19 protein-coding genes and 2 pseudogenes are annotated in these 22,499 nt (G+C 46.7%); 4 read left to right on the plus strand and 17 right to left on the minus strand.

Translation table 11 applies throughout. The features are described 5' to 3' along the window. Positions 1-104: 104 nt before the first annotated feature. From M3661_RS08365 to M3661_RS08375, 3 genes and pseudogenes are all read left to right on the plus strand, one after another. On the plus strand, positions 105-1,514 hold the full coding sequence (locus M3661_RS08365) for a cytochrome ubiquinol oxidase subunit I (RefSeq protein ID WP_251483651.1): 1,410 nt from the start codon (positions 105-107) through the stop codon (positions 1,512-1,514). Further along, positions 1,498-2,514: a cytochrome d ubiquinol oxidase subunit II gene (gene cydB / locus M3661_RS08370; protein WP_251483655.1), complete on the plus strand. Its 1,017-nt coding sequence runs from the start codon at positions 1,498-1,500 to the stop codon at positions 2,512-2,514. The genes M3661_RS08365 and cydB overlap by 17 nt, the downstream gene beginning before the upstream one ends. A 96-nt stretch (positions 2,515-2,610) precedes the next feature. Beyond that, a pseudogene (locus tag M3661_RS08375) lies at positions 2,611-2,799 on the plus strand (aldo/keto reductase); the annotation flags it as partial. A 6-nt stretch (positions 2,800-2,805) separates the two neighbouring features. Here the strand turns inward: M3661_RS08375 and M3661_RS08380 are convergent. Together M3661_RS08380 and M3661_RS08385 are read right to left on the minus strand one after the other, a co-directional pair. Further along, positions 2,806-3,675, minus strand: a complete 870-nt coding sequence (locus tag M3661_RS08380) for a lipoate--protein ligase family protein (RefSeq protein WP_251483659.1) — start codon at positions 3,673-3,675, stop codon at positions 2,806-2,808. An 862-nt stretch (positions 3,676-4,537) separates the two neighbouring features. Continuing rightward, positions 4,538-4,867: a hypothetical protein gene (locus M3661_RS08385; protein WP_028531894.1), complete on the minus strand. Its 330-nt coding sequence runs from the start codon at positions 4,865-4,867 to the stop codon at positions 4,538-4,540. A 171-nt stretch (positions 4,868-5,038) separates the two neighbouring features. On the opposite strand from M3661_RS08385, the gene M3661_RS08390 reads away from it, so the two are divergent. Next, positions 5,039-5,869, plus strand: coding sequence for a hypothetical protein (locus M3661_RS08390; protein ID WP_251483661.1), 831 nt, complete (start codon positions 5,039-5,041; stop codon positions 5,867-5,869). 341 nt (positions 5,870-6,210) lie between these two features. Here M3661_RS08390 and M3661_RS08395 read toward each other — a convergent pair. From M3661_RS08395 to M3661_RS08460, 15 genes and pseudogenes are all read right to left on the minus strand, one after another. Further along, positions 6,211-7,089 (minus strand): annotated as a pseudogene (locus M3661_RS08395) (MFS transporter). A gap of 31 nt (positions 7,090-7,120) precedes the next feature. After that, positions 7,121-7,492: an MFS transporter gene (locus M3661_RS08400; RefSeq protein WP_251483664.1), complete on the minus strand. Its 372-nt coding sequence runs from the start codon at positions 7,490-7,492 to the stop codon at positions 7,121-7,123. 112 nt (positions 7,493-7,604) lie between these two features. Then, positions 7,605-7,784, minus strand: a complete 180-nt coding sequence (locus tag M3661_RS08405; protein WP_251483667.1) for a hypothetical protein — start codon at positions 7,782-7,784, stop codon at positions 7,605-7,607. Continuing rightward, on the minus strand, positions 7,781-7,903 hold the full coding sequence (locus tag M3661_RS30215; protein WP_285852902.1) for a hypothetical protein: 123 nt from the start codon (positions 7,901-7,903) through the stop codon (positions 7,781-7,783). Before M3661_RS30215 ends, M3661_RS08405 begins: the two co-directional genes overlap by 4 nt. A 334-nt stretch (positions 7,904-8,237) precedes the next feature. Beyond that, entirely contained in the window at positions 8,238-8,966 is a 729-nt protein-coding gene (locus M3661_RS08410) for a hypothetical protein (protein ID WP_065293137.1), read from the minus strand. Positions 8,967-9,063: 97 nt separating this feature from the next. Then, positions 9,064-10,407, minus strand: coding sequence for an alpha/beta hydrolase (locus M3661_RS08415; RefSeq protein WP_251483669.1), 1,344 nt, complete (start codon positions 10,405-10,407; stop codon positions 9,064-9,066). Then, positions 10,404-11,750: an alpha/beta hydrolase gene (locus M3661_RS08420; RefSeq protein WP_251483673.1), complete on the minus strand. Its 1,347-nt coding sequence runs from the start codon at positions 11,748-11,750 to the stop codon at positions 10,404-10,406. The genes M3661_RS08415 and M3661_RS08420 overlap by 4 nt, the downstream gene beginning before the upstream one ends. Before the next feature lie 25 nt (positions 11,751-11,775). After that, entirely contained in the window at positions 11,776-12,690 is a 915-nt protein-coding gene (locus M3661_RS08425) for a LacI family DNA-binding transcriptional regulator (RefSeq protein WP_251483675.1), read from the minus strand. Positions 12,691-12,805: 115 nt separating this feature from the next. Next, on the minus strand, positions 12,806-14,557 hold the full coding sequence (locus M3661_RS08430) for a glycoside hydrolase family 13 protein (RefSeq protein WP_251483677.1): 1,752 nt from the start codon (positions 14,555-14,557) through the stop codon (positions 12,806-12,808). Between the two features lie 301 nt (positions 14,558-14,858). Further along, positions 14,859-15,692: a sugar ABC transporter permease gene (locus tag M3661_RS08435; RefSeq protein ID WP_251483679.1), complete on the minus strand. Its 834-nt coding sequence runs from the start codon at positions 15,690-15,692 to the stop codon at positions 14,859-14,861. Next, the gene (locus M3661_RS08440) at positions 15,693-17,009 is read right to left on the minus strand and encodes a sugar ABC transporter permease (RefSeq protein ID WP_251483681.1); all 1,317 of its coding nucleotides are present in this window, start codon (positions 17,007-17,009) and stop codon (positions 15,693-15,695) included. A 72-nt stretch (positions 17,010-17,081) separates the two neighbouring features. Then, positions 17,082-18,377, minus strand: coding sequence for a sugar ABC transporter substrate-binding protein (locus tag M3661_RS08445; protein ID WP_065294096.1), 1,296 nt, complete (start codon positions 18,375-18,377; stop codon positions 17,082-17,084). Between the two features lie 212 nt (positions 18,378-18,589). Next, positions 18,590-20,014 carry a type I glutamate--ammonia ligase gene (gene glnA, locus M3661_RS08450; protein WP_065294097.1) on the minus strand — a complete coding sequence of 475 codons (1,425 nt, stop codon included), beginning with the start codon at positions 20,012-20,014 and terminating at the stop codon, positions 18,590-18,592. 575 nt (positions 20,015-20,589) lie between these two features. Further along, positions 20,590-21,327, minus strand: coding sequence for a GntR family transcriptional regulator (locus tag M3661_RS08455; RefSeq protein ID WP_251483683.1), 738 nt, complete (start codon positions 21,325-21,327; stop codon positions 20,590-20,592). 42 nt (positions 21,328-21,369) lie between these two features. Continuing rightward, positions 21,370-22,431 (minus strand): oxidoreductase, encoded by a 1,062-nt coding sequence (locus tag M3661_RS08460; protein ID WP_251483685.1) that lies wholly within the window; start codon positions 22,429-22,431, stop codon positions 21,370-21,372. Positions 22,432-22,499 lie beyond the last annotated feature (68 nt).

Genomic DNA, 22,499 nt, shown 5'->3' on the forward strand with positions numbered 1-22,499 from the left:
CACACTCACAGCACCACATAACGTGAAGACATTCACATTATTCGAATCTCACAGACCTTTTTCTTGTTCCACGACGATCACATTTTCATCACAAGGAGGCCTCTATGGATCAGGTCATTCTCGCGCGAATCCAATTCGCATCAACAACATTATTCCACTACATCTTCGTCCCCATGACGATTGGACTGGCGTTTTTAATCGCCGTATTAGAGACGCTCTATGTCGTCAAGGGCAAGGAGATTTATAAGCAAGCTGCCTTGTTCTGGAGCAAGTTATTTCTGATTAACTTCGCAGTTGGCGTCGTCACCGGCATTTTGCAAGAGTTTCAGTTCGGGATGAACTGGTCGAATTATTCCCGCTTCGTCGGTGATGTGTTCGGGCCATCGCTTGCCATTGAAGGTCTGCTCGCCTTCTTTATGGAATCCACCTTCATCGGCTTATGGGTGTTCGGCTGGGAGCGCTTATCGAAGCGCGTTCATCTCGCTTGCATCTGGATCGTCTCGATCGGTACCGTGTTGTCGGCGTTCTGGATCTTGACCGCCAACTCGTTCATGCATGCGCCTGTCGGATATGAATTCAACAATGGACGGGCAGAAATGAGCGACTTCTTCGCACTCATTACGAATCCGCAATTGTGGCTGCAATTTCCGCATACGCTGTTCGCCGCATTCGCAACCGGCGCCTTCTTCATGGCAGGCGTCAGCGCTTGGAAACTGCTGCGTGGACACAATCCGGACATGTTCCGCCGTTCGTTCCGCGTCTCGATTACCGTTGCCTTGATTTCGTCCGTCATCGTTGCCTACATTGGGCATGCACAGGCGCAGCATCTGCTCACTTCTCAGCCGATGAAGATGGCAGCGGCCGAGGCACTCTGGGATACGAGTGAGGATCCGGCACCGTTCACGTTATTTGCCACAATCGATACGGAAAAGAAAGAAAACTCGTTCAAAATCCAAGTCCCATATATGCTCAGTCTGCTATCGTACAACAAGCTTAGCGGCAGTGTGGAAGGGATGAATCAGATTCAAGCTCGCTATGAACAGAAGTATGGACCAGGAAATTATATTCCTTCGGTCAAAATGACGTTCTGGAGCTTCCGCATGATGGTTGCCGCAGGAGGGCTCATGTGCCTTGTCGGCATTTACGGCCTGATATTATCCCGCAAGAAGAAGCTGGAGCAGCGCCCATGGTTCTTGAAGCTGATGGTTGGCATGATCGCCTTTCCGTTCCTCGCCAATTCGGCGGGATGGCTTATGGCCGAGATGGGTCGTCAGCCGTGGGTTGTGTTCGGAGTTATGCGTACAGAGGACGCCATATCGCCGACAGTTACGGCGGAAGAACTTCTCTTCTCGCTCATTGCGTTCACGACCATTTATGCGGTACTCGCCATTATCGACGCTGTTCTCTTCGTCAAGGTGATACGTAAAGATGAGCTGATGGAAGAACCGGAGGAAGAAGATATGAAGAATTACGATCCATTTGATAAGGAGGTAAGGCATGCTATCGCTAAATGAGTTATGGTTCATACTCGTCGCCGTGCTGTTCGTTGGCTTCTTCTTCCTCGAAGGATTTGATTTCGGCGTAGGCATGGTCGCCAGGTTCCTCGGGAAGACAGATCATGAGCGCCGCATCATTATCAACACAATCGGTCCTTATTGGGATGCGAACGAGGTATGGTTAATTACCGCTGGCGGGGCTATGTTTGCCGCCTTTCCGGAATGGTATGCGACGATGTTCAGTGGCTTCTATATCCCATTCGTCGTGCTGCTGCTGGCGCTTATCGCGCGCGGTGTCGCGTTCGAGTTCAGGGGCAAGATGGATTATGGCGCTTGGAGGAAAGCGTGGGATGTCGCGATTTTCATTGGTAGTCTGCTGCCTCCTCTCCTATTCGGTGTCGTATTCGCCAATATCATTCGCGGTGTGCCGATTGACGGGAACAAAGAAATGGTTGGGAGTGTGCTTGACCTGCTAAATGGCTACTCCCTCGCTGGCGGTGTGGCCGTAGTCATGATATGCATTCTGCACGGGCTCGTCTTCATCACGCTGCGAACCACCGGCAACCTGCGGGATCGGGCACGGAAGGCAGCTCGCGATGTCAGCCCGGCAGTTGTCGTCGTCCTGCTGCTGTTCGCCATGATGACGTATGTCAGCACTGATATTTATACGGTTCATGGCAGCGGTTGGCTTATCCTGCCGCTGTTAGCTGGGGGCGCATTGCTCTTGGCCATGTCATTCATTAAGCGTGAGCGGGATGGACTGGCGTTCGCCATGACAGGAGCCGTTATCATTCTGTCGGCCGTGAGCATGTTCATCGGCTTATTCCCACGAGTGATGGTCAGCTCGATCAGCCCTGAGTTCAATCTGACGATTATGAATGCGGCTTCCGGCGCTTACTCGCTGAAGGTGATGACATATATCTCGCTGACGATTCTGCCATTCGTGCTCGGATATCAAATTTGGAGCTACTACGTCTTCCGCAAGCGGATCGATGATAAGGAGCATCTGGAGTATTAATAGGATTCTCGAATCAATACGCAAAATAATGAGTATTTCACCAATTAATATAAGCTTGCTATGCTCGAACCGTTACCTGAAAAAGGAAGGGTTAGAGTGAACTCGCGAAAGCTTGGTACAAGCGGATTATCTGTGAGCGAGATTGCTTTTGGGAATTGGATAACTCACGGCGCCCAAGTGGACGTTCATGCAGCCCAGGCTTGTGTACATGCTGCGCTGGAAGCTGGGATCACTACATTCGACACCGCAGATGTGTACTCAGATACACGGGCAGAAGCAGTGCTTAGACTCTCACGCTTTGATTCCATAACGTTCACGCAATGTATGGATAACCTCGTGCACTTGCTCTGGCTCTGGGAGCCACAATCCTGAGGACGCTTGTTCGAGACAACGCTCGGACTGGCGTTCTCGGATCACTTGCTTGACAGATTCAATAAATACGTGAGCCGCCCCGCCGCCAACAGTGCTGCCGAGCGAAGCCAGTTCTTCCAGACTGCCTGTCTTATCTTCGGTCACAACAGGATGATCCGGTTGCACCTCACCCAACGCAGCACGCTCATAGAAGGAGCGGACGAGCTCGGCGCTCTCCTTGCCCGAACCCTCGCAGATGACGAATGCCTGCACGACAAAGGCATGAGCTTGACGCCGCTGTGCAATGCCGCAAAACTTGATGCCGCCAATGCTGAGATCAAAATCGCCAGGGCAGTATGCGCCATCGATTTCACCCTTGTCGATCGTGTAGCCCGTGTTCTGCAGTGCAAGCTTGATCAACTGATACATGCGCTCATAGTCCGAGCGGAAGCATTTGTCGCCCATCCCTTCCTTCGGCAAGATCAGGGAAATGTTCACAACACCCAAATCGAGTGGTACGGCCGCCCCGCCCGTGCTGCGGACAGCCGTCGAGTAGCCAAGCGACTCCAGCCATTGCTGCGCCTCTGCCGCATGCGGCAATCTGCTGTCACGTAGTCCCATCACGAAGCCCCGCGGATGACGCCACAGGTGACATACAGCGGGCCCTCCCTTGCCTGTATGTCTGCACAGCAGCTCGTCCAATGCAAAAGGATACAGAATGTCGGGCTCCTCCAGATGCTGCGTGCGATCCAGCACGAGGATATTGTCTAATCCTTCTCCCATATGAAATGAAGCCGTACATTCCGTCATTTCTGCATCCCCCTTATCGATCATAAAACTACCGAACCTGTATACTCATCGGATTCCTAGAGTACGGATCAACAACACTATGCGTCATCTTGACCGTCCATTCGGAATTACCGGGCTAATTCTGAATCTATCCAATCTATAGGTATCTTAACATGGATGAGTTCGTTACGGAAAATAAGAGATTCATCGCTAATGCCCCTGACTTTTGCGCCTTTGCTAGACTCGTAAAAAATCCCTCCAAAGAATGGGTGACGCCCGTATGGTATTTGAACGAAGAGCGCCATGCCCGCCAAAGCAATGGGCGTTTTTTCGTTTCTCTAGCATTGCCTAGGAATCTCGTAAATTTCATAGAAAAAGCCCCAAATGGGACTTTTCCTTGTTTAGTTTCTTATCTGGAGATTCTGTACGTCATCGTACATACTTCCGTAAATCCATACGAATACAGTCTTACAAACCGATATGCCGGTTGCCCTTGCAGGGTCAGATTCAATCTCAACCCGAGACTTGCCGTCTAGCGCTGTATAGTCCGAAGAGAATTTACGGTACATAAAGGTTTTGCCTGTAACTGAGTTTTTATGGGAGGTAACCGAGAGCTCGAATGTATCTTGTTTTCAGTTGCCGCCCGTCTTCTCCAGTGTAACAGTCGTTACATGCTTGTTATTGCTATCGTAGATATGCGCTGCGGCCGTCTGTGCGCCCTTATATTGCTTGTTACTATGATAGATACATTCATAGCATCTCCGTTGGTCTGCACAACAACGGGGATTGTACTTTTTTTATAATTCCCCTCGAAGAAGTTATGAAACTTTCGAATATTGCGAGATTTAGATAAAAATGGTATATTGGTAATATATTACTTGGTTTATTTTGTATCAACTTCATCAATTATCACTAATTTGTAAGTGTTATCATTTTTGAAGTGTTCATAAGTTACAAGATAAGTTTTACCTACAACTAAAAGATTTTGAGTATTAAAAGTATCAAGAATTAATTTAAATGATTCTGCTTTAGCATCTAATGGGTTTTTCACAATAGCCCAAGGCTCATTACTGTTAGTTTTAGTTCCTTTTTCAATAATTTCAATAAAAGATGTAGTGTGAGCTGGTGAACTGTAATTTCTAAACAGGAAAAATAAAACGGCAACTATTAATGCTCCAGTTAAAATCAACTGTAAGGACTTTTTCTTATTCATCAAGTTTGTTCTCTCCTTTCAGTTATTTTATACAAATGAATCAACTTCATAATTGTTTTGAATTAGGTTGTGTAATTGATTCAAATAAAATTTTGAGGGGGCGATAATATAAAAATTTATTTTTTTGAAGTTTAAAATAAAATTACATCTGTAATTTAAGGAGGATAACAAGTGAAAAAAATGATCTCTCTGCTCACGGTATTGGCTCTTACATTCACTATCAACATGGGTACAACATTCGCCGAGAAAACAACATATACCGCAACCGAATTGGACACAATCTTAACTAAAGCGGAAGTTCCACAGACAATCCTTGAAGGAATGGATTATGATCTCAAAAACTTCATTGTTACAAATTCAGGTGAAGACCTTAAATTTGCCGACTCAACAACACAAGAGTACATCAGAGATCAAAAAACAAATTCATTAGTGAGTTCCGATCAAATGAAAACACTGGACAACATTCCTACTAGTGATTTGTCTCTGACATTACTTCATTTTGTAATTAATTATAACGGAACTAACATGGATGATGTCTACAATAGTTTTGAATGGAAGAAAAATCCTTCCATTTCTCCTGATGGAATATACAAGGATAATATCGCGATTGCTGTTCCAGACGGCTGGGAAGTTCAGTCTGGAAAATATGCGTGTGCAACTCAAACATATGATTACACAATTGCCAATGGATGGCAATGGACAGCTCCGGATAGTTCAACATGTAATAATGGACAACCAGTTCAGTATCACATGTATGGGGCAGCCTGGGAATTTAATAGCACAAAAGTTGCAGTACCTGGTTTTAAATTCAAAGGTACTTCCAAACTTACAATGAAAAAGAAGAATAGTACAGCGATAAACCGTGTCGTAGGAGCATATAATGAAGCAAAGAGTAATATTTTTGGAAGTTATAGCGTCACTATAGCATTTGGTCCAGCATCTGTTTCTTTCAGTCCAAATTCCGGTTCTAATAGCTACCAACAAATCGACCTTACTTGGTGATTAGGCCAAGTTCATTTCTTGATACGGCTACGCTATGTTATCGGCAAAGACAGAATTACGGCTACTGACGATTCGGAGCCGTAATTGCAGGAAGCCCAAGGGTGGAAATCCCCGGGCTTCTTTGCGATCTGCAGTACATTTGTATTACTTCATATCGAAACCAAAAGAGTGCATTCCCTCATACACTACATTGTGAAAAAATCGGTTTCGGGTATAACGCCATTATCCCATCTGTCAGCAGAAAAAATTGTATTAGACTGGGACAAGAAAATTAAGTCCTAGACTGTCGCTGTTTCATTGAACGATCGAACCTGTTCGTTTCATACTTCTTAGGGCACTCCTTAGCTCTTAATAGACATATCTTTGTCCAGTGTTAATTCATGAAATGATTTCACGCGTAGGTGTAAAAATGGGGTGAACAATAATGTACAAGCCGAAGCTAACAATCCAATGCCACCCGCCAATAAAGCGAACCGTAAACCCATTGCCCCGCCTATCATCCCACCAATTAACGAACCAAGCGGTAAAGAACCCCACGAGATAAATCGAAAAGTAGCATTCACGCGACCTTGCAGGGCATCGGGAACAATTACTTGACGTAAACTGATGGTACTAATGCTAAACATGGAGACACCCATTCCGAAAAGAAGCTGTCAGAGCATCATAATCAACGCAATACTTAATTCTGATCCTACTGCTAATGGAGCAAGCAAACCGCCACTTGCTGCGAGCGTAGCGGAACCCACAATTGTTGGACCTACTCCAAAACGACTTACAGCCCTTTGGGCAAGAAGAGAGCCAAATAGGTACCCTACTCCTAGCATTCCATAAATGATGCCAAGAATGCTCGCACTGATTTTGAGTTCTTGCGATGCATATAGAACATAAACACTAAAAATAACGTTCCAGGAAAGGTTAAATACTGTTGAGCAGCGCACCACTCCCCACAGCAACGGTCTTGTGTAAACCGTATGCAGCCCTTCTTTCATTTCCAGCCACATGTTTTTTTGTTTTTTCGCATCTGTCACGACTGTCTCCAACTTGCGAATCCGGGCTATGTACACAGCGGATACAAAAAAGGATACCGATGTGAACAATATTGCAAAAGGAGCGGTGATTAACTGTTCCAGTCCGCCTGATAAACCCGGCCCAGCAATTTGTGCGGTAGATTTACTTACCTCTAGTTTGCTATTCCCATCAACAAGCTGCTCCCTGCTCACAATGGAAGGCAAAAAGGATGTATAGGCAACATCAAAAAAAAACAGTACAGATACCCACTATGAAGGCTACCAAATATAGAACTTTCATATTCAGGAAGTCGGTTAAGGCTGTCAGCGGCACAATGAGCAGTAATGCACCCCTGAAAAAGTTAGCGGCAACAAGAATTGGTCGCCTTTGAAATCTGTCTATCCATACACCAGCGAGCAAACCGAAAATGATAAATGGCGCATACTCGGCAAAACCAAGCAACCCCATTTGCATGGGACTGGCGCCTAAATAGAGAGCTGCCACTAATGGCATTCCTAATAATGCAACCTGAGTCCCAAACTGGGATGCAGTTTGCCCGATCCAGAGCCTGCGAAACTCTGCGTTAGTTAACAATCCTTCCACCATGTTACTCATACTCGTTCCCCCATTCTTCGACACAACTTGTAGTATAGGGGAACTTACGTTTCAAGATCATGCGCTTTCATTATCGCAAATATAAGAGCAAAAAAACCGCTTAGACATGCCGCTAAACGGTTCTTATTCCTACATGTGAATCCACTCTATCATCTCCTGAACAGCTCATAATTTCACTCAAGTTCACCAGCACTTGCTTGTCTACGTATTTTCCAATCGGCAACCCGCTCACATTCAAGTCAATCAAATCGGCCCCTTTACCGGACAATAGCTCTGTAGTAGTGGTATTCACATACTTCTCCGCACTTCCTTCTTGATTGGAGCCCCCCCTTGGCTGTATTCCTTGATTTGAATATCCACATTAGGATGCTTCGCTTCATACATTTTCTCAGCCTGAGCACCTTCCTTCATCCGTTCAATCCAGTGCTCGATATTGATATCTTTCTTGAAAAAAGGGCCCTCCTTGGTAAGCTTACAACCTATATTGCCTCGTTCACCCGAAAAGGTTCGGTTCTTTTCTACTTTTTTTCTTTGTATTCGATTATATCTCTAATGAAACCCTGCGTAGTCGGCATTCACACGGTTCAAAAGCAGCAGACCATAAGATAAGAAAGAAAAACATTGGGTTGTGTTTCTCCTGCTTAGTGCTTGTACGAACGGAGTATGGTAAGAACATAAGCAAAAAGACGTGAATGAGAAATTTTCTTCTCACGCACGCCTTGTTCACTTCAGCATCAGGCACCGATTATAGGGTACGGAACTTCAACTTGGTGCAATCAATAAGGAACGAATACGTTCTTGTCTCCTTCGCTCCTTTTACGGATAATGCAAGCGACAAATTGACAATATCTCGATCCTGCAAGCCTTGATTGCGGATCCAGCCATGCAGTTCCTTCTTTGGACGAATCGTTTTGTTCGAAAAGTCCGGATTATCTAAGGAAATCTCGACCGCTTCTGCTGTTCTACCTTTAACGCCGATGTTCGCTTTCGTTATTACTTTTTGCATATCAAGTGTAACCTTGTCTTTATCCGAATTGTTTGTAATCGTCACTTCGAAGTCCGTAGCCTTTTCCGTAACCCGAATCGAATGAACCGTAACCTCTACTTCGTTAACCGTATAGCTTACTGGCAGCTTGTCCTGCTTCTTGTCACTGCTGCCATGGTTCACTCCCGTTTTCTTACGATTTCGATTCTCGACCTTCGTCATACCACCATGATCGATAGCGTCTGTATTAGCATTCTTAGGGATATCTTTATCCATCGGCGTAACCTGTACCGTTCGATCGCCCATTGCCCCCGACAGCTCTCGCACTGGAAGATGATCATCTATCGATACAGGCTTGTCGATCGACAGTTTCTTTCCTTCCCCATCAAGTCCATGCTTCTCAGCATTGGCGATTATCGCCGAAGTACTTAATGCGATGCCCGTAAACAAGATAGCGCCACATAGGAAGCCCGTTTTCCATGTCTTCATGCTGTATCATTTCCTCTCGTCTCTTTCTTCTTCCGATTCGTCGCATATCACTTATCTATTCGTTCATTCACATCGTGCTTCCATCCGATAGTTCTTATTACCCGTTCCATCCCTCAACATGTATCTCTAGGGTTTCGTCCTGCTCTGCCTTATAGCTGCGTTCGACGCGAGCCCCCGCTCCATCTACCTCCACGATTCCGTCTGCACGACTCACTTGGAACAGCCAATCTGTATGCAGCGGGATGCGCAGGCGTGTCGCATATGCATCCGTGTTCGGATCGTACGTCAATGGGAACCAAGCGTACAGCTTGAGATCCTGCGGCGTACCAGGCGGCACATGGACAATGATCTCCAAGTCAACATGTGTACTGAGCTCCTCCACGATTCGCAGTGGCATCGAGGCTTCACAACAACCCTCAAATTGCACCGTTACTTCCGTAACGCCCGGGCGAAGCGGAATAACCGTGCCATCATCTCGAACCTGCGCGATATGCTCATCCTCTACACGGTATGCGGCACGAAGTGCTGACATCTTGAAGCCGGAATCGAACTCGATAATCGGATTCAGCCGGCACGGAGGCCCTTCGATCCCAACCACTTGATCCCCATGCAGCGTAAGCGAGCAAGCCTTTCCACGCTTGCCGAAGAAGTGAAGAAGCGGCGCAGACACTCTCGCTGCCCAATCCTTCTCTACGTGCGCCGCACCGGGCTCATAGAGGTAGACAAGCTCGTCATCTGCTTTGTAGCCGATGCTAAGCAATTTTTCCGCTGCTTCGCGCACATGCTTCTCCATGACCAGCAGCCCTTCACGGCTGCCGAGATCGATCCAAATTTTCTTAATGGACTGCTTGGCGGTAAAGGTATGGTACAACGGCACTTCTTCCAAGGTTTCGGGATAAACGCAATACAAATAAGGCGAGATAATCCCCAGCATGCCGAATACGTCAGGACGCCGCAGCCCTATATGATACGTCACCTGCCCACCTCTTGAAGAGCCCATTAAGGCCGTATGCTCCGGTTCCGGTCGCGTGCGGAATAAGGCATCCACATAAGGCTTGACCTCTTCAATCAGGAAGCACTCATACTGATGGCCTCGCGGTTGGACTGCAAACTTGTCGTCCTGATAACGAACGCCTTCCAAGTCATGTGTGAACTCATCTGCCCGCTCCATCCCCATATTCGGAATGCCGACAATGATGATCTCTTCCATGCGCTGTTCGGCAATCAGCTTATCGGCGGCAGCGTGCACATTCCATGAATAGCCGTTGAAGGCCGGATGGAAAATATTTTGACCGTCATGCATGTATAAGACTGGATACCGCTTGTTCGGGTCTTGTTGGTAGCTCGGAGGAACATAAATGAACAGTTCTCTATCGTTATTCAGATATTCCGAGTGAAATGTTTCAACGCGCAGGATGCTTGATCCGTACTTCGTGCTCATCGCTCCTCCACCCTTTCCGTCGCTAGATCAATCCAATTCTCGACTTCGTAATGCAGCTCCAAACCATCCGTTACTCTAAATTTGCGATACGGCACTTCATGACCGTAACGATCCGTTTCATGTTTGCCCAAGCCACGTGAAATCCGGAACTCGAACGCCATATCCCGTGGCACCTTGAACGTGCCCCCATATTGCCCAGCATCGATTATCGGCAGCTCGATCCCTGCATACAGCCTTTCGGTAGGCGGCGTATTTTCGGGCACCTTTACAACCAACGTAACTGCAGCCGTCTCCGAAAGATACGGAATGACTGTAATCTCTGCATGTGCTGTGAGCTGATCATGATGATAGATGACGCGCGTCTTGCCCGACCGCTTCGGAATGAGCGTTCCATCCACGGTCACTTCTAGGATGCGAGGATCGGCCACTTCATACCGGGCGTTCAAATCCGTCATAACAAAGCCGCTGTCGTAATGAACGACCGCATTGAACCTTTGCGTCGGCCCCAGAATTCCAACCACATGGGAACCATGCAATTCAGCATGTACAGGCGTTCCGATATCACCGAAGAAATAAAGGAGCGGCGCATGAACCCTTGCGGCCCAATCCTTCTGAGCGTGTCCGGAACCGACGGCATAGTAATACATCAGATCATTCCCCGGCTCATATCCAATACGAACGAGCGTGTCTACGACCTGCCGGACATGCTTCTCCATAACGGTGAAGCCTTCCGCATCACCGACATCCATCCAGATCTTGATATCCTTCTTTTCCGAATAGATATGACTTAGCCAGCGATCCTCCATCGTATCCGGATTTACACTGACAACGAACGGACATAAAGCCCCGATCATGCCGAACGTATCCGATTGGCGGAATCCGATATTGTAGGACACCAAGCCGCCAGCGGATGACCCCATCAAAGCCGTATGCTCCTTGCCTGGAAGTGTCCGGTATTCTCGATCGATATAAGGCTTCACTTCCTCTACGAGAAACTGCTCATACATCTCGCCTTGATTCGCTGTGTTGAATAGGTTATGCCCGTCCGGATTGGCATGCATGTACTCCGCAATCCGTGCATCTTCAATATGGGAAATGGCAACCACGATGATTTCCTGCATCCTGCCTTCGGCAACAAGACGATCAACCGTAAGATGGACATCCCAGGAGTCTCCCTTGTGATCCGCGAAAAAGGCATGCTGCCCATCGTGCATATAGAGCACGGGATACCGCTTCTGTTCGTTCGCCGAATAGCTCGGAGGCAAGTAAATAAATACTTTTCTTCGATTAGATAAGATGCTCGAATAAAATTCGTCAATCTGAATAAGACGTGATGAATCCACTACGCATTTCTCCTCATATATTGATCTACGAGGAGACTGGTAATTTCAAAAACTTCTCCTCGTGCACAAACTCCACATCATCAATAAAGCTGTTCATAACGCCTACAAATGAATCGTATCTACTCAAGTCGAAAGTGACCCTCTCTGTATCTTGACCGAGAATTTCGGGACAGTGGCACGTACACCAAGCAATCAAGTTGGGATGGACTTTGGCGGCTTCATTGGCAATAAATTCATTCAGTACGATGCCCGGCTGGCCATCGAACTTGGTCAAAAAGGACTCCATCCCCTGGCTGTGTTCATATACATGAATCCGTTCTTCCGGCAAGCCCGATGCCTGCCTGATGACATCCGACCATTGGTTGTTGTTATAGCGATCCATGATGAGAAACTGCGGAACTTCATTCAACAAATCGCAGGATCGTTGAAAGCCCGCTTCCACATCAGGCATAATTTTATGAAAAAGCGAGTCTTCAATATAACTGTCCACGACAAACACGGGAATCCCGAAGCCAAAGTAAGGCGTAATCGTCGCAAATCGCTCCTGATCCACATTGATTAAAAATACGCCGTCCAAATTCCGTTCCATAATAACCTTGTATGACGGTTCCGTATTGTCGATTTGCATATAAATAACATGATAGCCAAGCGCACTGCATTGCTGTTCGATCTTACTTATCGTTTTGGCATACTTCAAATCTGAGCCAAAGCTTTGTTGATCGTCCTTGAATACCAGAATTCCAATCAAGCCCGACTTCTTTACTTTTAAAGAGCGGGCTGTTCGGTTCGGCACGTATTTGAGCTGCTGCGCGATTTTTAACACCTTGACGCGCGTCTCATTCGAAATCGATTGATTCTTAACGTCATTCAATATATAGGACACAGTAGCAATGGACACACCCGCTGCTTGGGCGATATCTTTTATCGTTGTCTTCTTCATCTTATTCGACCTCGCTCGGCTTAGACTTAAACGTTTAAGCCAATTAAAGCATACCGCCCATAGGGTGTCAATTTAGCCCTAGTCTCCCGCAGAACATATCTAGTCGTAGCTTTATTTATCTTGATTCAGTCATCAATACCATCCAGCCATACGCAGGCAAGCTAATCGCAACGTTGTTATTTTCCAACGTAAATGATCCATCTCCGAGCATCGAAGGTGATAACAACAACGAATCATCCAGCTCCAACGAAAAGGAGAACGCTCCTGCCTGCTCGCTATTATTGAAGCAAATATACATTTGCTCGTCAGCATGCTGTCTTCGGATGACCAAGTGATCTCCAGATGCATAAACGAATCGGAATGAGCCTTGCCGCAGTGCTGGATGGGCGGTTCGCAAAGAGATCAGTTCCCGATAAAAACGCAGCAGTCCGCCATTCTGCTTATCCTCTTCCCATACCATGGGCTTCCGGCAATCCGGATCCGGCCCGCCTGTCATGCCCACTTCGTCCCCGTAATAAATGCATGGCGCACCCAGGAATGTGAACTGGAACAGCGCTGCAAGCTTCATTTTGCGTTCATCTTGAGCCATGGTTAACAAACGCGGGGTATCATGGCTGCCCAATATCGTGAAGGTAGCTTCACCTACTTGCTTCGGATAGTCAGCCAACAGCCTGTTCACTTGATAAGAGAACTGTTCCGCATCGATTGTCCCTTTTGCAAAGAAATCAAGAATAGCCTCCGTAGCCGGATAATTCATGACCGCGTCAAACTGATCGCCGCGCAGCCAAGGCATCGCATCATGCCATATCTCACCCAAAATATAAAAGTCCGGCTTCAATCCTTTGCATGTTCTGCGGAACTCGCGCCAGAAATCATGGTCGATCTCATTCGCAACATCCAATCTCCAGCCATCGATATCGCATTCCTGAATCCAATATTGCGCGACTTCAAGCAGGTAGGCTTTGACTTCGGGATTGACCGTATTCAGCTTCGGCATGTGAGATTCGAAGGCGAAGCAGCGGTAAGATGCTCTCGGCTCCCGCACGAGCGGAAATTGCTCGATATGGAACCAGTCCCGATAGCGTGATGCTTCCCCATGCTTCATAACATCCTGGAACGGGGCGAACCAATAGCCGCAATGATTGAATACCGCATCCAAGATAACGCGAATCCCCCGGTCGTGGCAGGCCTTCACCAGTTTCTTCAACAGGGCCACGTCGCCAAACTGCGGATCCACCTTCAAATAATCCGTCGTGTCATATTTATGATTCGTCTTTGCCTCGAACAACGGGGTAAAGTAAATGGCGTTAACGCCAAGCTCGCTGATGTAATCCAGACGATCCAACACCCCATGGAGATCACCGCCGTAGAAATCATCCTGCCCCGGATCGTAGGCTGTCCAAGGCCGCACCTGTTCAGGATCATTGTCAGGGTTCCCGTTGGCAAACCGATCAGGGAAAATCTGATAGAACACCGCATCCTTCACCCACGCCGGCGGCTGTAGCACCTCGCTTGACCATAAGAACGGATAGTCGAAAAACGTCAGTGGATCAGCTGGCTTTTCGGCAACGAATCCCTTTTCCGTATACCATATCGTCTGCTCGCCCGCAGCTAATTCAAAGGCATAACGAAGCCGCTTGTGCGGAGGAGCTACCTCCACATGCCAATAATCGAACAGTTCGTCACTACCCATGATGAACATGGCAGCTTCCCTTACGGTCTTGTCCCAATCGTATTTATCACCATACAGAGCTGTGACTGACCGAAGATCGCCTTTCTTCGCGCGCAGCCGGATATGGATCGTGTCGTTATCGTAAGAATAGCAATATGAATTTCCAGGTCTGTGGTAAATCGCTTCCAGTAACATAACAAACTCCTTTTTGTCGCTTTTGATCACGAAGATTATTCAGGATGTAAACTCGGCTTCGAATCTTGCATTCACTCTCGAAGAGCGTATTCTTTCGAAGTATGTTTCTTCCAGAAACATTTTAGCTGCTCATGTAGTCTCGCCTACATTCCGCTGCTCTTTACAAGCTTTGCGCAGCAAAGCTCACTTCGGAAGCATAAGCTTTGAGTTCTTGCAACCTTCTCGGTGCTGAAAACCGACTTTCAAACACTAATTTATGGTCGCTTTTGATCACGAAGATTGCTCAGGATGTACCCTGTCGTCAGCCTTTGTCTGCACCTGCCGTCATCCCATGAATGAGATACTTCTGGAAATACATGTACAGGAACGTAATCGGCAGCGCTACAAGAACGGCGCCAGCAGCGAAGGTCGTAAAGCTTGAATTCGTCTCGTTCGCCACCATGTTGTACAAGCCTTGGGCTAGCGTCATTTTCTCAGATGATCTGAGCACGATTTGCGGCAGGATAAAATCCATGAATGGCGTAATGAAGCTGTTCAATGCAACAAACGTAATTGCAGGCAATGACAGTGGAAGTATGATTTTGAACATCGTCTCCAGGTGGCCCGCGCCATCAATATAGGCCGCTTCCTCCAAGCTTTTTGGGATCGTGTCGAAATGGCCCTTCATGACCCAAGTTCCCATCGAGATAGAACCGCCCGCATAGATGAGAATGAGACCCAAATGCGTATCAAGCAGCTTCGTCTGCATCAGCAGCACGAAGATCGCCATGATGGACAGAAAGCCTGGAAACATTTGAAGAACGAGCAATGTCATTAACCCTTGCTTTCTCCCTTTGAATCGAAATCGTGAAAATGCATAGGCCGTCGCTGCCACCAATGTCGTTGACAATGCCGCATTCGCAAGAGCGATCGTAACCGTGTTCGAAAACCATAGCACGAAATCCGTATTTCGAATCAGTTCCGAATAATGAGCAAGCGTGGGCTGATCAGGAAACATTCGGCTTACCATTAAGGAATTGCCCGGGTTAAGCGAAGTTCCGATTACCCAAACCAACGGATATACCGTTGTCAGGAGCAGCACGGCAAACACCGCGTAAATGCCCGCCACGACCAAGTTGTTCAAAAATTTAGACATTTAGACCATATCCTCTTCTTGAGTTATCTTCATCCGCCGATAGTTCCATAAGGAAAATACGGTGATAAAGACGAACATAATGATCGAGACAGCAGAAGCCATATTGAACTGGCTTTGATTCAACGTCATCTTGAATATCCAAGAGATTAAAATATCCGTGCTGCCCGCGTAATAATAATCAGGCTGGGTAGGATTGCCGTCCGTTAGCATGTAGATCAAATTGAAGTTATTGAAGTTAAAAGCAAATTGCATGATTAAAATCGGTGCCGTCGCCGCTAACACGAGCGGAAGCGTCAGCTTGACGAATCTCTGCGTTCCAGTAGCTCCATCCACAGCAGCAGCTTCGTACAAATCACGCGGCATTGTCGTTAATACCCCTGACATCAATGCCATCAGGAACGGAGTGGAGAACCACAAGTTCACGAGCAGAATCGTAAACTTGGCCATTGTCGGATCAGACAACCAAGGTACTGGCTCTAATCCGAGCTTGGTGATCATATCGTTCACAGGCCCGAACGAACCGTTCAGCAGCACCCTAAATACCAGAATCGATATAAATTGCGGAACCGCCCACGGCAAAATGAACATCGTACGCCAAAACTTTTTGAATTTCACTTTGGGATGGTTCACCATCAATGCTAGCAGAAGCCCACTAAAAAAGACGGACACCGTAGAGGCCGCAGCCCAGATGACGTTCCACACCGAAATGCCGAAGAAGGTGTTGCGCCACGCTTCTTGTGTAAATAAATCATAAAACGAGCTTAGCCCCGTCCAATCTACTAAGTTCCGGTCGGGAATATGGTTCGGAGCCGAATAATTCGTGAAGGCAATCAGCACATTGAAGATGAGCGGCACTACCGTTACGAACAGCACGAAGCAGATAGAAGGCAGCAGCAGCAGATATGGGAAATGCCGAAGCTTCGTCTGCTTGATGGATTCGATGAACCCCGGAGCAGGGTGTCCTTCATCCCGCAATGCTCCGTTTCTCTTTGCGTCATAAATATTCAGGACATAGCACCCGGCGAACAAGAGAATAAGCACCAACGTAATAAGTCCTTCAATCATCATGAAAATAGAATGATCGCCTTTGAACACTTGTCCGGCAACCACCTTCGTAGGCGCGTCGCCTAACGTTATCAGCCCTCTTATTCCTCGATAAGCAATCGGATAGTAGATCCAAAAGAATAACTGTGCCGCGATCATCCACAGCAAGCCCTTCATATACTGCTTGTTGTACAGCTGGCCTAATCCGATACACACAGCGGAGAATACAGCCGCTTTCGTCCGATGCCGACGGGCACCTGTTGTCAGTTCCATTCGGAAGACCGCCTTCGTCGATTTTTTTAGATGTAGTTCAAAAAGTCAGCTTTTGATTACAATGTGATTGAGCTATTTTTTTGTCTGAATCGCTGTATTGATCTGCTCGACTGCCTTCTTTAAAACTTCGCCTGGTTGTTGATTGTCATTCCATATTGCAGCAAGGGCGGCCCCCGCCGGTACCCATACGTTGCCCATTTCTGGGATGGACGGCATTGGAGCAGAATGCTTCGTTTGTTCCAGAAAGGCAAGTGCGTTCGCATTCCCCTTGATGCTCGGCTCCTCCATCATGTCTTGTCTCGGCGGCAGTTGTGTTGTCATTTCATATCGCTTGACGAGATTTTTGCGAGAAGTCGCATAGCTCGCGAACAGCTTCGCAGCAACCGGATATTCGGTATAGGAACTCACATACAGCGCCCGGATGCCGGACATGCTTCGTGGATGTTCTCCATTAGGCAGCAGAGGAAGCGGCGCCACTCCGAAATCGATGCCCGCGCTCTTCACGTCCGTCATGAGCCAAGGCCCTCCTATGATAGCAGCTGTTTTCCCTTCCATGAAAAATCCGGTAATGATATTGTCGTTCATATCGTTGCTGTTGACAGGCAGTATTTTTTTCAAAGATTGAAAGAACTCGGCTCCTGCAATCGATTCCGCATTGCTCAAGCCGATATCGCCAGCATCCTTCCCTCCATTGCCAAAGATGTATCCCCCGTAGCCTGCTAGAAACGAGTAAGATTGATATAACTGACCTACATTCCACATAAAGGCGTACTGTTTGTTTTTTGGATCGTTATACGTTTCAGCGAACCGAATGAGCTCTTGGTAAGTGGCAGGAGCTTTACTCAGCAGTTTTTTATTGTAGTACAGCGCATACGTATCGATTGCGGTTGGAAAACCATAGAACACCCCATCATAGCTGACACCCTCTAGGGCGGAATCCATAATTTGATGTTTCATTTGTTCGTCGTATACATCATTTTGCAGCACGAGCCCTGCCATGACTGCATTCCCCAAATGATCATGCGGCGCGGAAAACACGTCGGCTCCGATTCCGGCCGGTCCATCTGTCGTCAGCTTCGTGACAGCGTCGATTGACGGAACCGCCACTACTTTTACACCAATCCCATATTCCTGTTCGAAATCTTCTGCGACCGCTTTCAAAAAATCCAGTTCAGGCCCCTTCGATTCCCATACAAGCAAATGGGCTCCCTTCTCCGGCTGCAATCCGGCTTGCCCTTCTCCCTGATATGCATTCTTCCCTCCAGCTTCCGATGATGTTGAGGTCGCATGCTGTACGCCGCAAGCCGAGAGCAGCATCATGATGCACAATGAGACCATCAACATTGAAATGAAGAAGCGTTTAGACACTTTCTTCCCCTCCCATCTATTGGTTGTTGTTAACTTAAACGTTTAAGTAATTTCAGTAACATGATAACTTTAATTGCCCGATGCCGTCAAATAAAAATTGTGGAGCCAGGGACAACATGAAGAAAATAAGCTGTTGTTCGTAGTAAGTTCCAAAAACAAAAACCCCCGTATCCGCTAGGGACACGAGGGCTATGACGATATGAATGTGGGTATTAGCAATCAAAATACAAGCTATATTCTTGCGGATGGATGCGGATCGCTACGGATTTGGCTTCCTTGCGTTTGATATGCAAATAATTTTCGATAAATGCTTTGGTAAATACGCCGCCTTCAAGCAAGAATTCATAGTCAGCTTCAAGCGCATCAAGTGATTCTTCCATCGTCGCTGGAACGCTGCGAATCTCACGCTTCTCCGCATCCGACAGTTCGTAAATATTGCGGTCATACGGCCCATAGCCAAGCACTGTAGGATCCAGCTTGCGCTTGATTCCGTCGAGACCTGCCATCAACATCGCAGCAAAGGCCAGGTATGGATTCGCCGTAGAATCCGGTGTACGGAATTCAATCCGACAGCCCTTCGGTGTAACCGCCGCTACCGGAATACGTACAGCCGCAGAACGATTGCCTTTCGAGAACACAAGATTTACAGGCGCTTCATATCCCGGCACAAGTCGCTTAAAGGAGTTCGTGCTCGGATTCGTCAATGCGATAAGCGCTGGCGCGTGGTGCAAAATTCCGCCGATATAATGCAATGCCATCTCGCTCAAGTTCGCATAGCCGCCCTTTTCATAGAACAACGGTGTATCGCCGTTAAAGATCGATTGATGCACGTGCATCCCGCTTCCGTTATCACCGAACAGCGGCTTCGGCATGAAGGTCGCTACTTTCCCGAAGCGGCGTGCCGTGTTGTGCACAATATATTTATACTTCATCAGGTTATCTGCAGTACGCGTCAGTGAATCAAAGCGGAAGTTGATCTCGCCTTGCCCTGCCGTTGCAACCTCATGGTGGTGACGTTCAATGCGAAGTCCTGCTTCTTGCAGCAGGCTGCACATCTCACTGCGCAAGTCTTGTTGTGTATCGATCGGCGCTACGGGTACATATCCGCCTTTTGTATGAATCTTGAAGCCCAGGTTCCCTCCCTCTTCCTTACGGTTCGTGTTCCAAGAAGCCTCTTCGGAATCGACGAAGAAGGAAGAACTGTTCATTGTATTCTCATAACGAACATCATCGAAGATGAAAAATTCAGATTCTGGCGCAAAGTAAGCATCCGTGCCTACTCCTGTGGTTGCCAAATACTCTTCCGCCTTCTGTGCAATGCTGCGAGGATCACGCTCATAACGCTCGCCGTCAGGCGTGAAGATGTTGCACATAATAATGAGCGTCGGACGTGCCGTAAATGGATCGACATAACTGCTCTCCGTATCCGGCATCATGACCATATCGGATTCTTCAATTCCACGGAAACCCGTAATCGAGGAACCGTCAAACGCAACGCCGTTCTCGAACGTGCTCTCATCCACTTCGGATGCAGGCAAGCTGATATGATGCGCACGACCTAACAGATCGATAAAACGAAAATCCACATACTCAATTTGTTTCTCTTTCATTAACTCCAACACGGTATTGACTGACATCTCGATTCCTCCCCAATCCGAACATTTCATATTCTTTTCATCCGAATGTTCACTTTGTATTATTTGTTGAAATTATTATATGTAGCTGGATGCTCTTTCGTCAATATTCATGTAAGGTATTTTTTTATTATATGTAAGATTATCTAACATTAAAATTTATTTCATTCCCTACACACCTTAAATACTCCTGATCATTCCGGTATATTTTAGACTAACTTCATCAATACCTGATCGTTTGAACTAATTTTTATCAACACACTACGTTTCGGTACATAACCTATCATTCATTTTATTTGCACAATCACACATATAGATAAGTTTTATCATTAAAAATTTCAGCTGCTTCAATTCCTTACTCGTCTAAGAAATCATCTTTTATATCCGTATTTTTTCATGCTTTCACCAGCATCAACTTTTACACCTGGAGGTTCATCGATCAATCTTCATTCCTGAACGCATTCGAGATTTCCGAAAGCAACAGAACTACAAAAGTGATTCTGATGTTATCGTTTAATTGAGGTAATTGAGGATAAATAAAAACAGGATGGGCAAAAAATCGCTCCATCCTGTTACGTCTATGATTCTTTATAATTCTTCGCGGTAATGACAGTTTCAAATTCAAAGGTTTCTGGCAGATGGTCGGCGTAAGAGTACTCAAAGGTGCGTCCGTCAGTCAGGTAGGCTACCTGTTCGACCCGCATCAGGAAATCCTGATCCTGCACGTCCATAAACTGCTTTTCCCTTTCATCTGGGCGAACTCCTTTGACCCGGACAATCGATGTCCCCACTTCAAGACCAAGCTTGTTTTGTATGTGCGAGTAAATTGACTGCTCTAGAACCGAAGCTTCAACACCTGGTATGATCGAAATCGGCATCCATGTATGCTCCATAATCGTTGGAATACCGTGAATGATGCGGAGGCGGATGATTTTATAGACAAAATCGCCGACTGCAATCCCCAATTTTCCGGCAATGGTTTCATCTGCGCCGACAATCACAAACTCGATGATCTTGCTTTCAACCTCACTGCCGTATACAGCTTTCGTACCGGTTAAGGTCTGAATCATTCGCGCCTTCTCCTGCTGATGCCAATCCTGTACCACCGTTCCACTGCCCCGTCGGCGGATGATGTAGCCGTCACGAACTAACAGATCCAACGCCTTTTTGATGGTGAGAACCGACACACCGAATTCTTCAGCAAGGATCGGGCTGCTTGGGATTTTCTCATTGACTTTATACTCACCGTCTAAAATCTGCTGTTTGATTTTTTGGTAAATGGCGAGGTATTTTACTTGCGTAGACCCGCTTGCCATTTCCTCGCCTCCTATGTGCTGGATGTTCTGCTTAGACACCTTCTATTCATTCAACTGCAATGCTTCAAGCTTATAAACGGAAGGGGATGGTGCTGCAAATCCGTTCTCCAAGATTTCCATGCTTGTTATCGCTTCTTCGTCTTTCACAAGCTTTGCTGCGCCCTGTACGATGGTTTCATACGCTGCATCATAGAAACGACCGTAATCGCCAAGCGGAGTTTTGATTTGTTTTTCAATCCAATCACCGTTCGCGTTCCGGTATTTTGCAATGCCATAGTATATCGGTGAATCTTCACCAAAGCCTGCACTCTCAGGCATAATGCCTGCTTTCAGATCATTTTCCTGCTGATCTTCACCGTACTTGATGAATGAGCCATTTGTTCCGTGAACGATAAAGCGCGGATAATCTTTTGCTACGACATGGTTGGTTTTCAGTTTAACTTTCAATTGGTGTCCGTAATGAAGATCCACATCGAAATAGTTATCAATCGCACCTGCCACTTCATTATTGCGAATATCGTAGGTCACCACATCTGGACGTCCGAATAGCGAAACCATGCGATCCATCATGTGAATACCCAATCCATAGAATGAACCTTCTTCTTTCGCACCTTCGCGGCTGATTGAACCAGGACGGAAATAATCAATATGCGATTCAACTTCCACAATGTCGCCAAGGAAGCCTTGTTCAACGACCTGCTTCACAGCTAAGAAATCACCATCGAAGCGACGGTTTTGGTAAGGCATCACGACTACACCCTTTTCGCGGCCTAAAGCTAATAATTCTTTCGCGTGTTCAACGGTATCGCAGAATGGTTTTTCAACGATAACTGATTTCCCTGCAAGTATAACTCGTTTCGCCAATTCGTAGTGCGTGTGTGCTGGCGTACAGATCGTTACCAATTGAATTTCTTTGTCGTTCAATAGTTCATTCAAATCAGTGGTGAAGGCAACACCCTTTTCGCGATATGGAGCCGCTAATTGTTCGTTAACTTGCCGGACATAAATTGTTTTTACTTTTATATGCTTACGCGTATTCACGTAAGGCAAATGATATCGGTTGGCTGACTTCCCAAACCCGATAAAGCCCATGGTTAATGTCATATGCTAAAACTTCCTTTTCTTAAATTCACTTCTAAGCATATTATATATATTTTGATTTAAAAGTATAT

It is taken from the genome of Paenibacillus sp. MER 180 (assembly GCF_023713665.1).
GTDB lineage: Bacteria > Bacillota > Bacilli > Paenibacillales > Paenibacillaceae > Paenibacillus_B > Paenibacillus_B suaedae.

Excerpts from the sequence above, each read along its gene's own strand:
- M3661_RS08365 (WP_251483651.1), top strand. The coding sequence starts at position 105 with ATGGATCAGGTCATTCTCGCGCGAATCCAATTCGCATCAACAACATTA.
- cydB (WP_251483655.1), top strand. The coding sequence starts at position 1,498 with ATGCTATCGCTAAATGAGTTATGGTTCATACTCGTCGCCGTGCTGTTC.
- M3661_RS08380 (WP_251483659.1), bottom strand. The coding sequence starts at position 3,675 with ATGACGGAATGTACGGCTTCATTTCATATGGGAGAAGGATTAGACAAT.
- M3661_RS08385 (WP_028531894.1), bottom strand. The coding sequence starts at position 4,867 with ATGAATAAGAAAAAGTCCTTACAGTTGATTTTAACTGGAGCATTAATA.
- M3661_RS08400 (WP_251483664.1), bottom strand. The coding sequence starts at position 7,492 with ATGAGTAACATGGTGGAAGGATTGTTAACTAACGCAGAGTTTCGCAGG.
- M3661_RS30215 (WP_285852902.1), bottom strand. The coding sequence starts at position 7,903 with ATGAAGGAAGGTGCTCAGGCTGAGAAAATGTATGAAGCGAAGCATCCT.
- M3661_RS08410 (WP_065293137.1), bottom strand. The coding sequence starts at position 8,966 with ATGAAGACATGGAAAACGGGCTTCCTATGTGGCGCTATCTTGTTTACG.
- M3661_RS08415 (WP_251483669.1), bottom strand. The coding sequence starts at position 10,407 with ATGAGCACGAAGTACGGATCAAGCATCCTGCGCGTTGAAACATTTCAC.
- M3661_RS08425 (WP_251483675.1), bottom strand. The coding sequence starts at position 12,690 with ATGAAGAAGACAACGATAAAAGATATCGCCCAAGCAGCGGGTGTGTCC.
- M3661_RS08430 (WP_251483677.1), bottom strand. The coding sequence starts at position 14,557 with ATGTTACTGGAAGCGATTTACCACAGACCTGGAAATTCATATTGCTAT.
- M3661_RS08435 (WP_251483679.1), bottom strand. The coding sequence starts at position 15,692 with ATGTCTAAATTTTTGAACAACTTGGTCGTGGCGGGCATTTACGCGGTG.
- M3661_RS08440 (WP_251483681.1), bottom strand. The coding sequence starts at position 17,009 with ATGGAACTGACAACAGGTGCCCGTCGGCATCGGACGAAAGCGGCTGTA.
- glnA (WP_065294097.1), bottom strand. The coding sequence starts at position 20,014 with ATGTCAGTCAATACCGTGTTGGAGTTAATGAAAGAGAAACAAATTGAG.
- M3661_RS08455 (WP_251483683.1), bottom strand. The coding sequence starts at position 21,327 with ATGGCAAGCGGGTCTACGCAAGTAAAATACCTCGCCATTTACCAAAAA.
- M3661_RS08460 (WP_251483685.1), bottom strand. The coding sequence starts at position 22,431 with ATGACATTAACCATGGGCTTTATCGGGTTTGGGAAGTCAGCCAACCGA.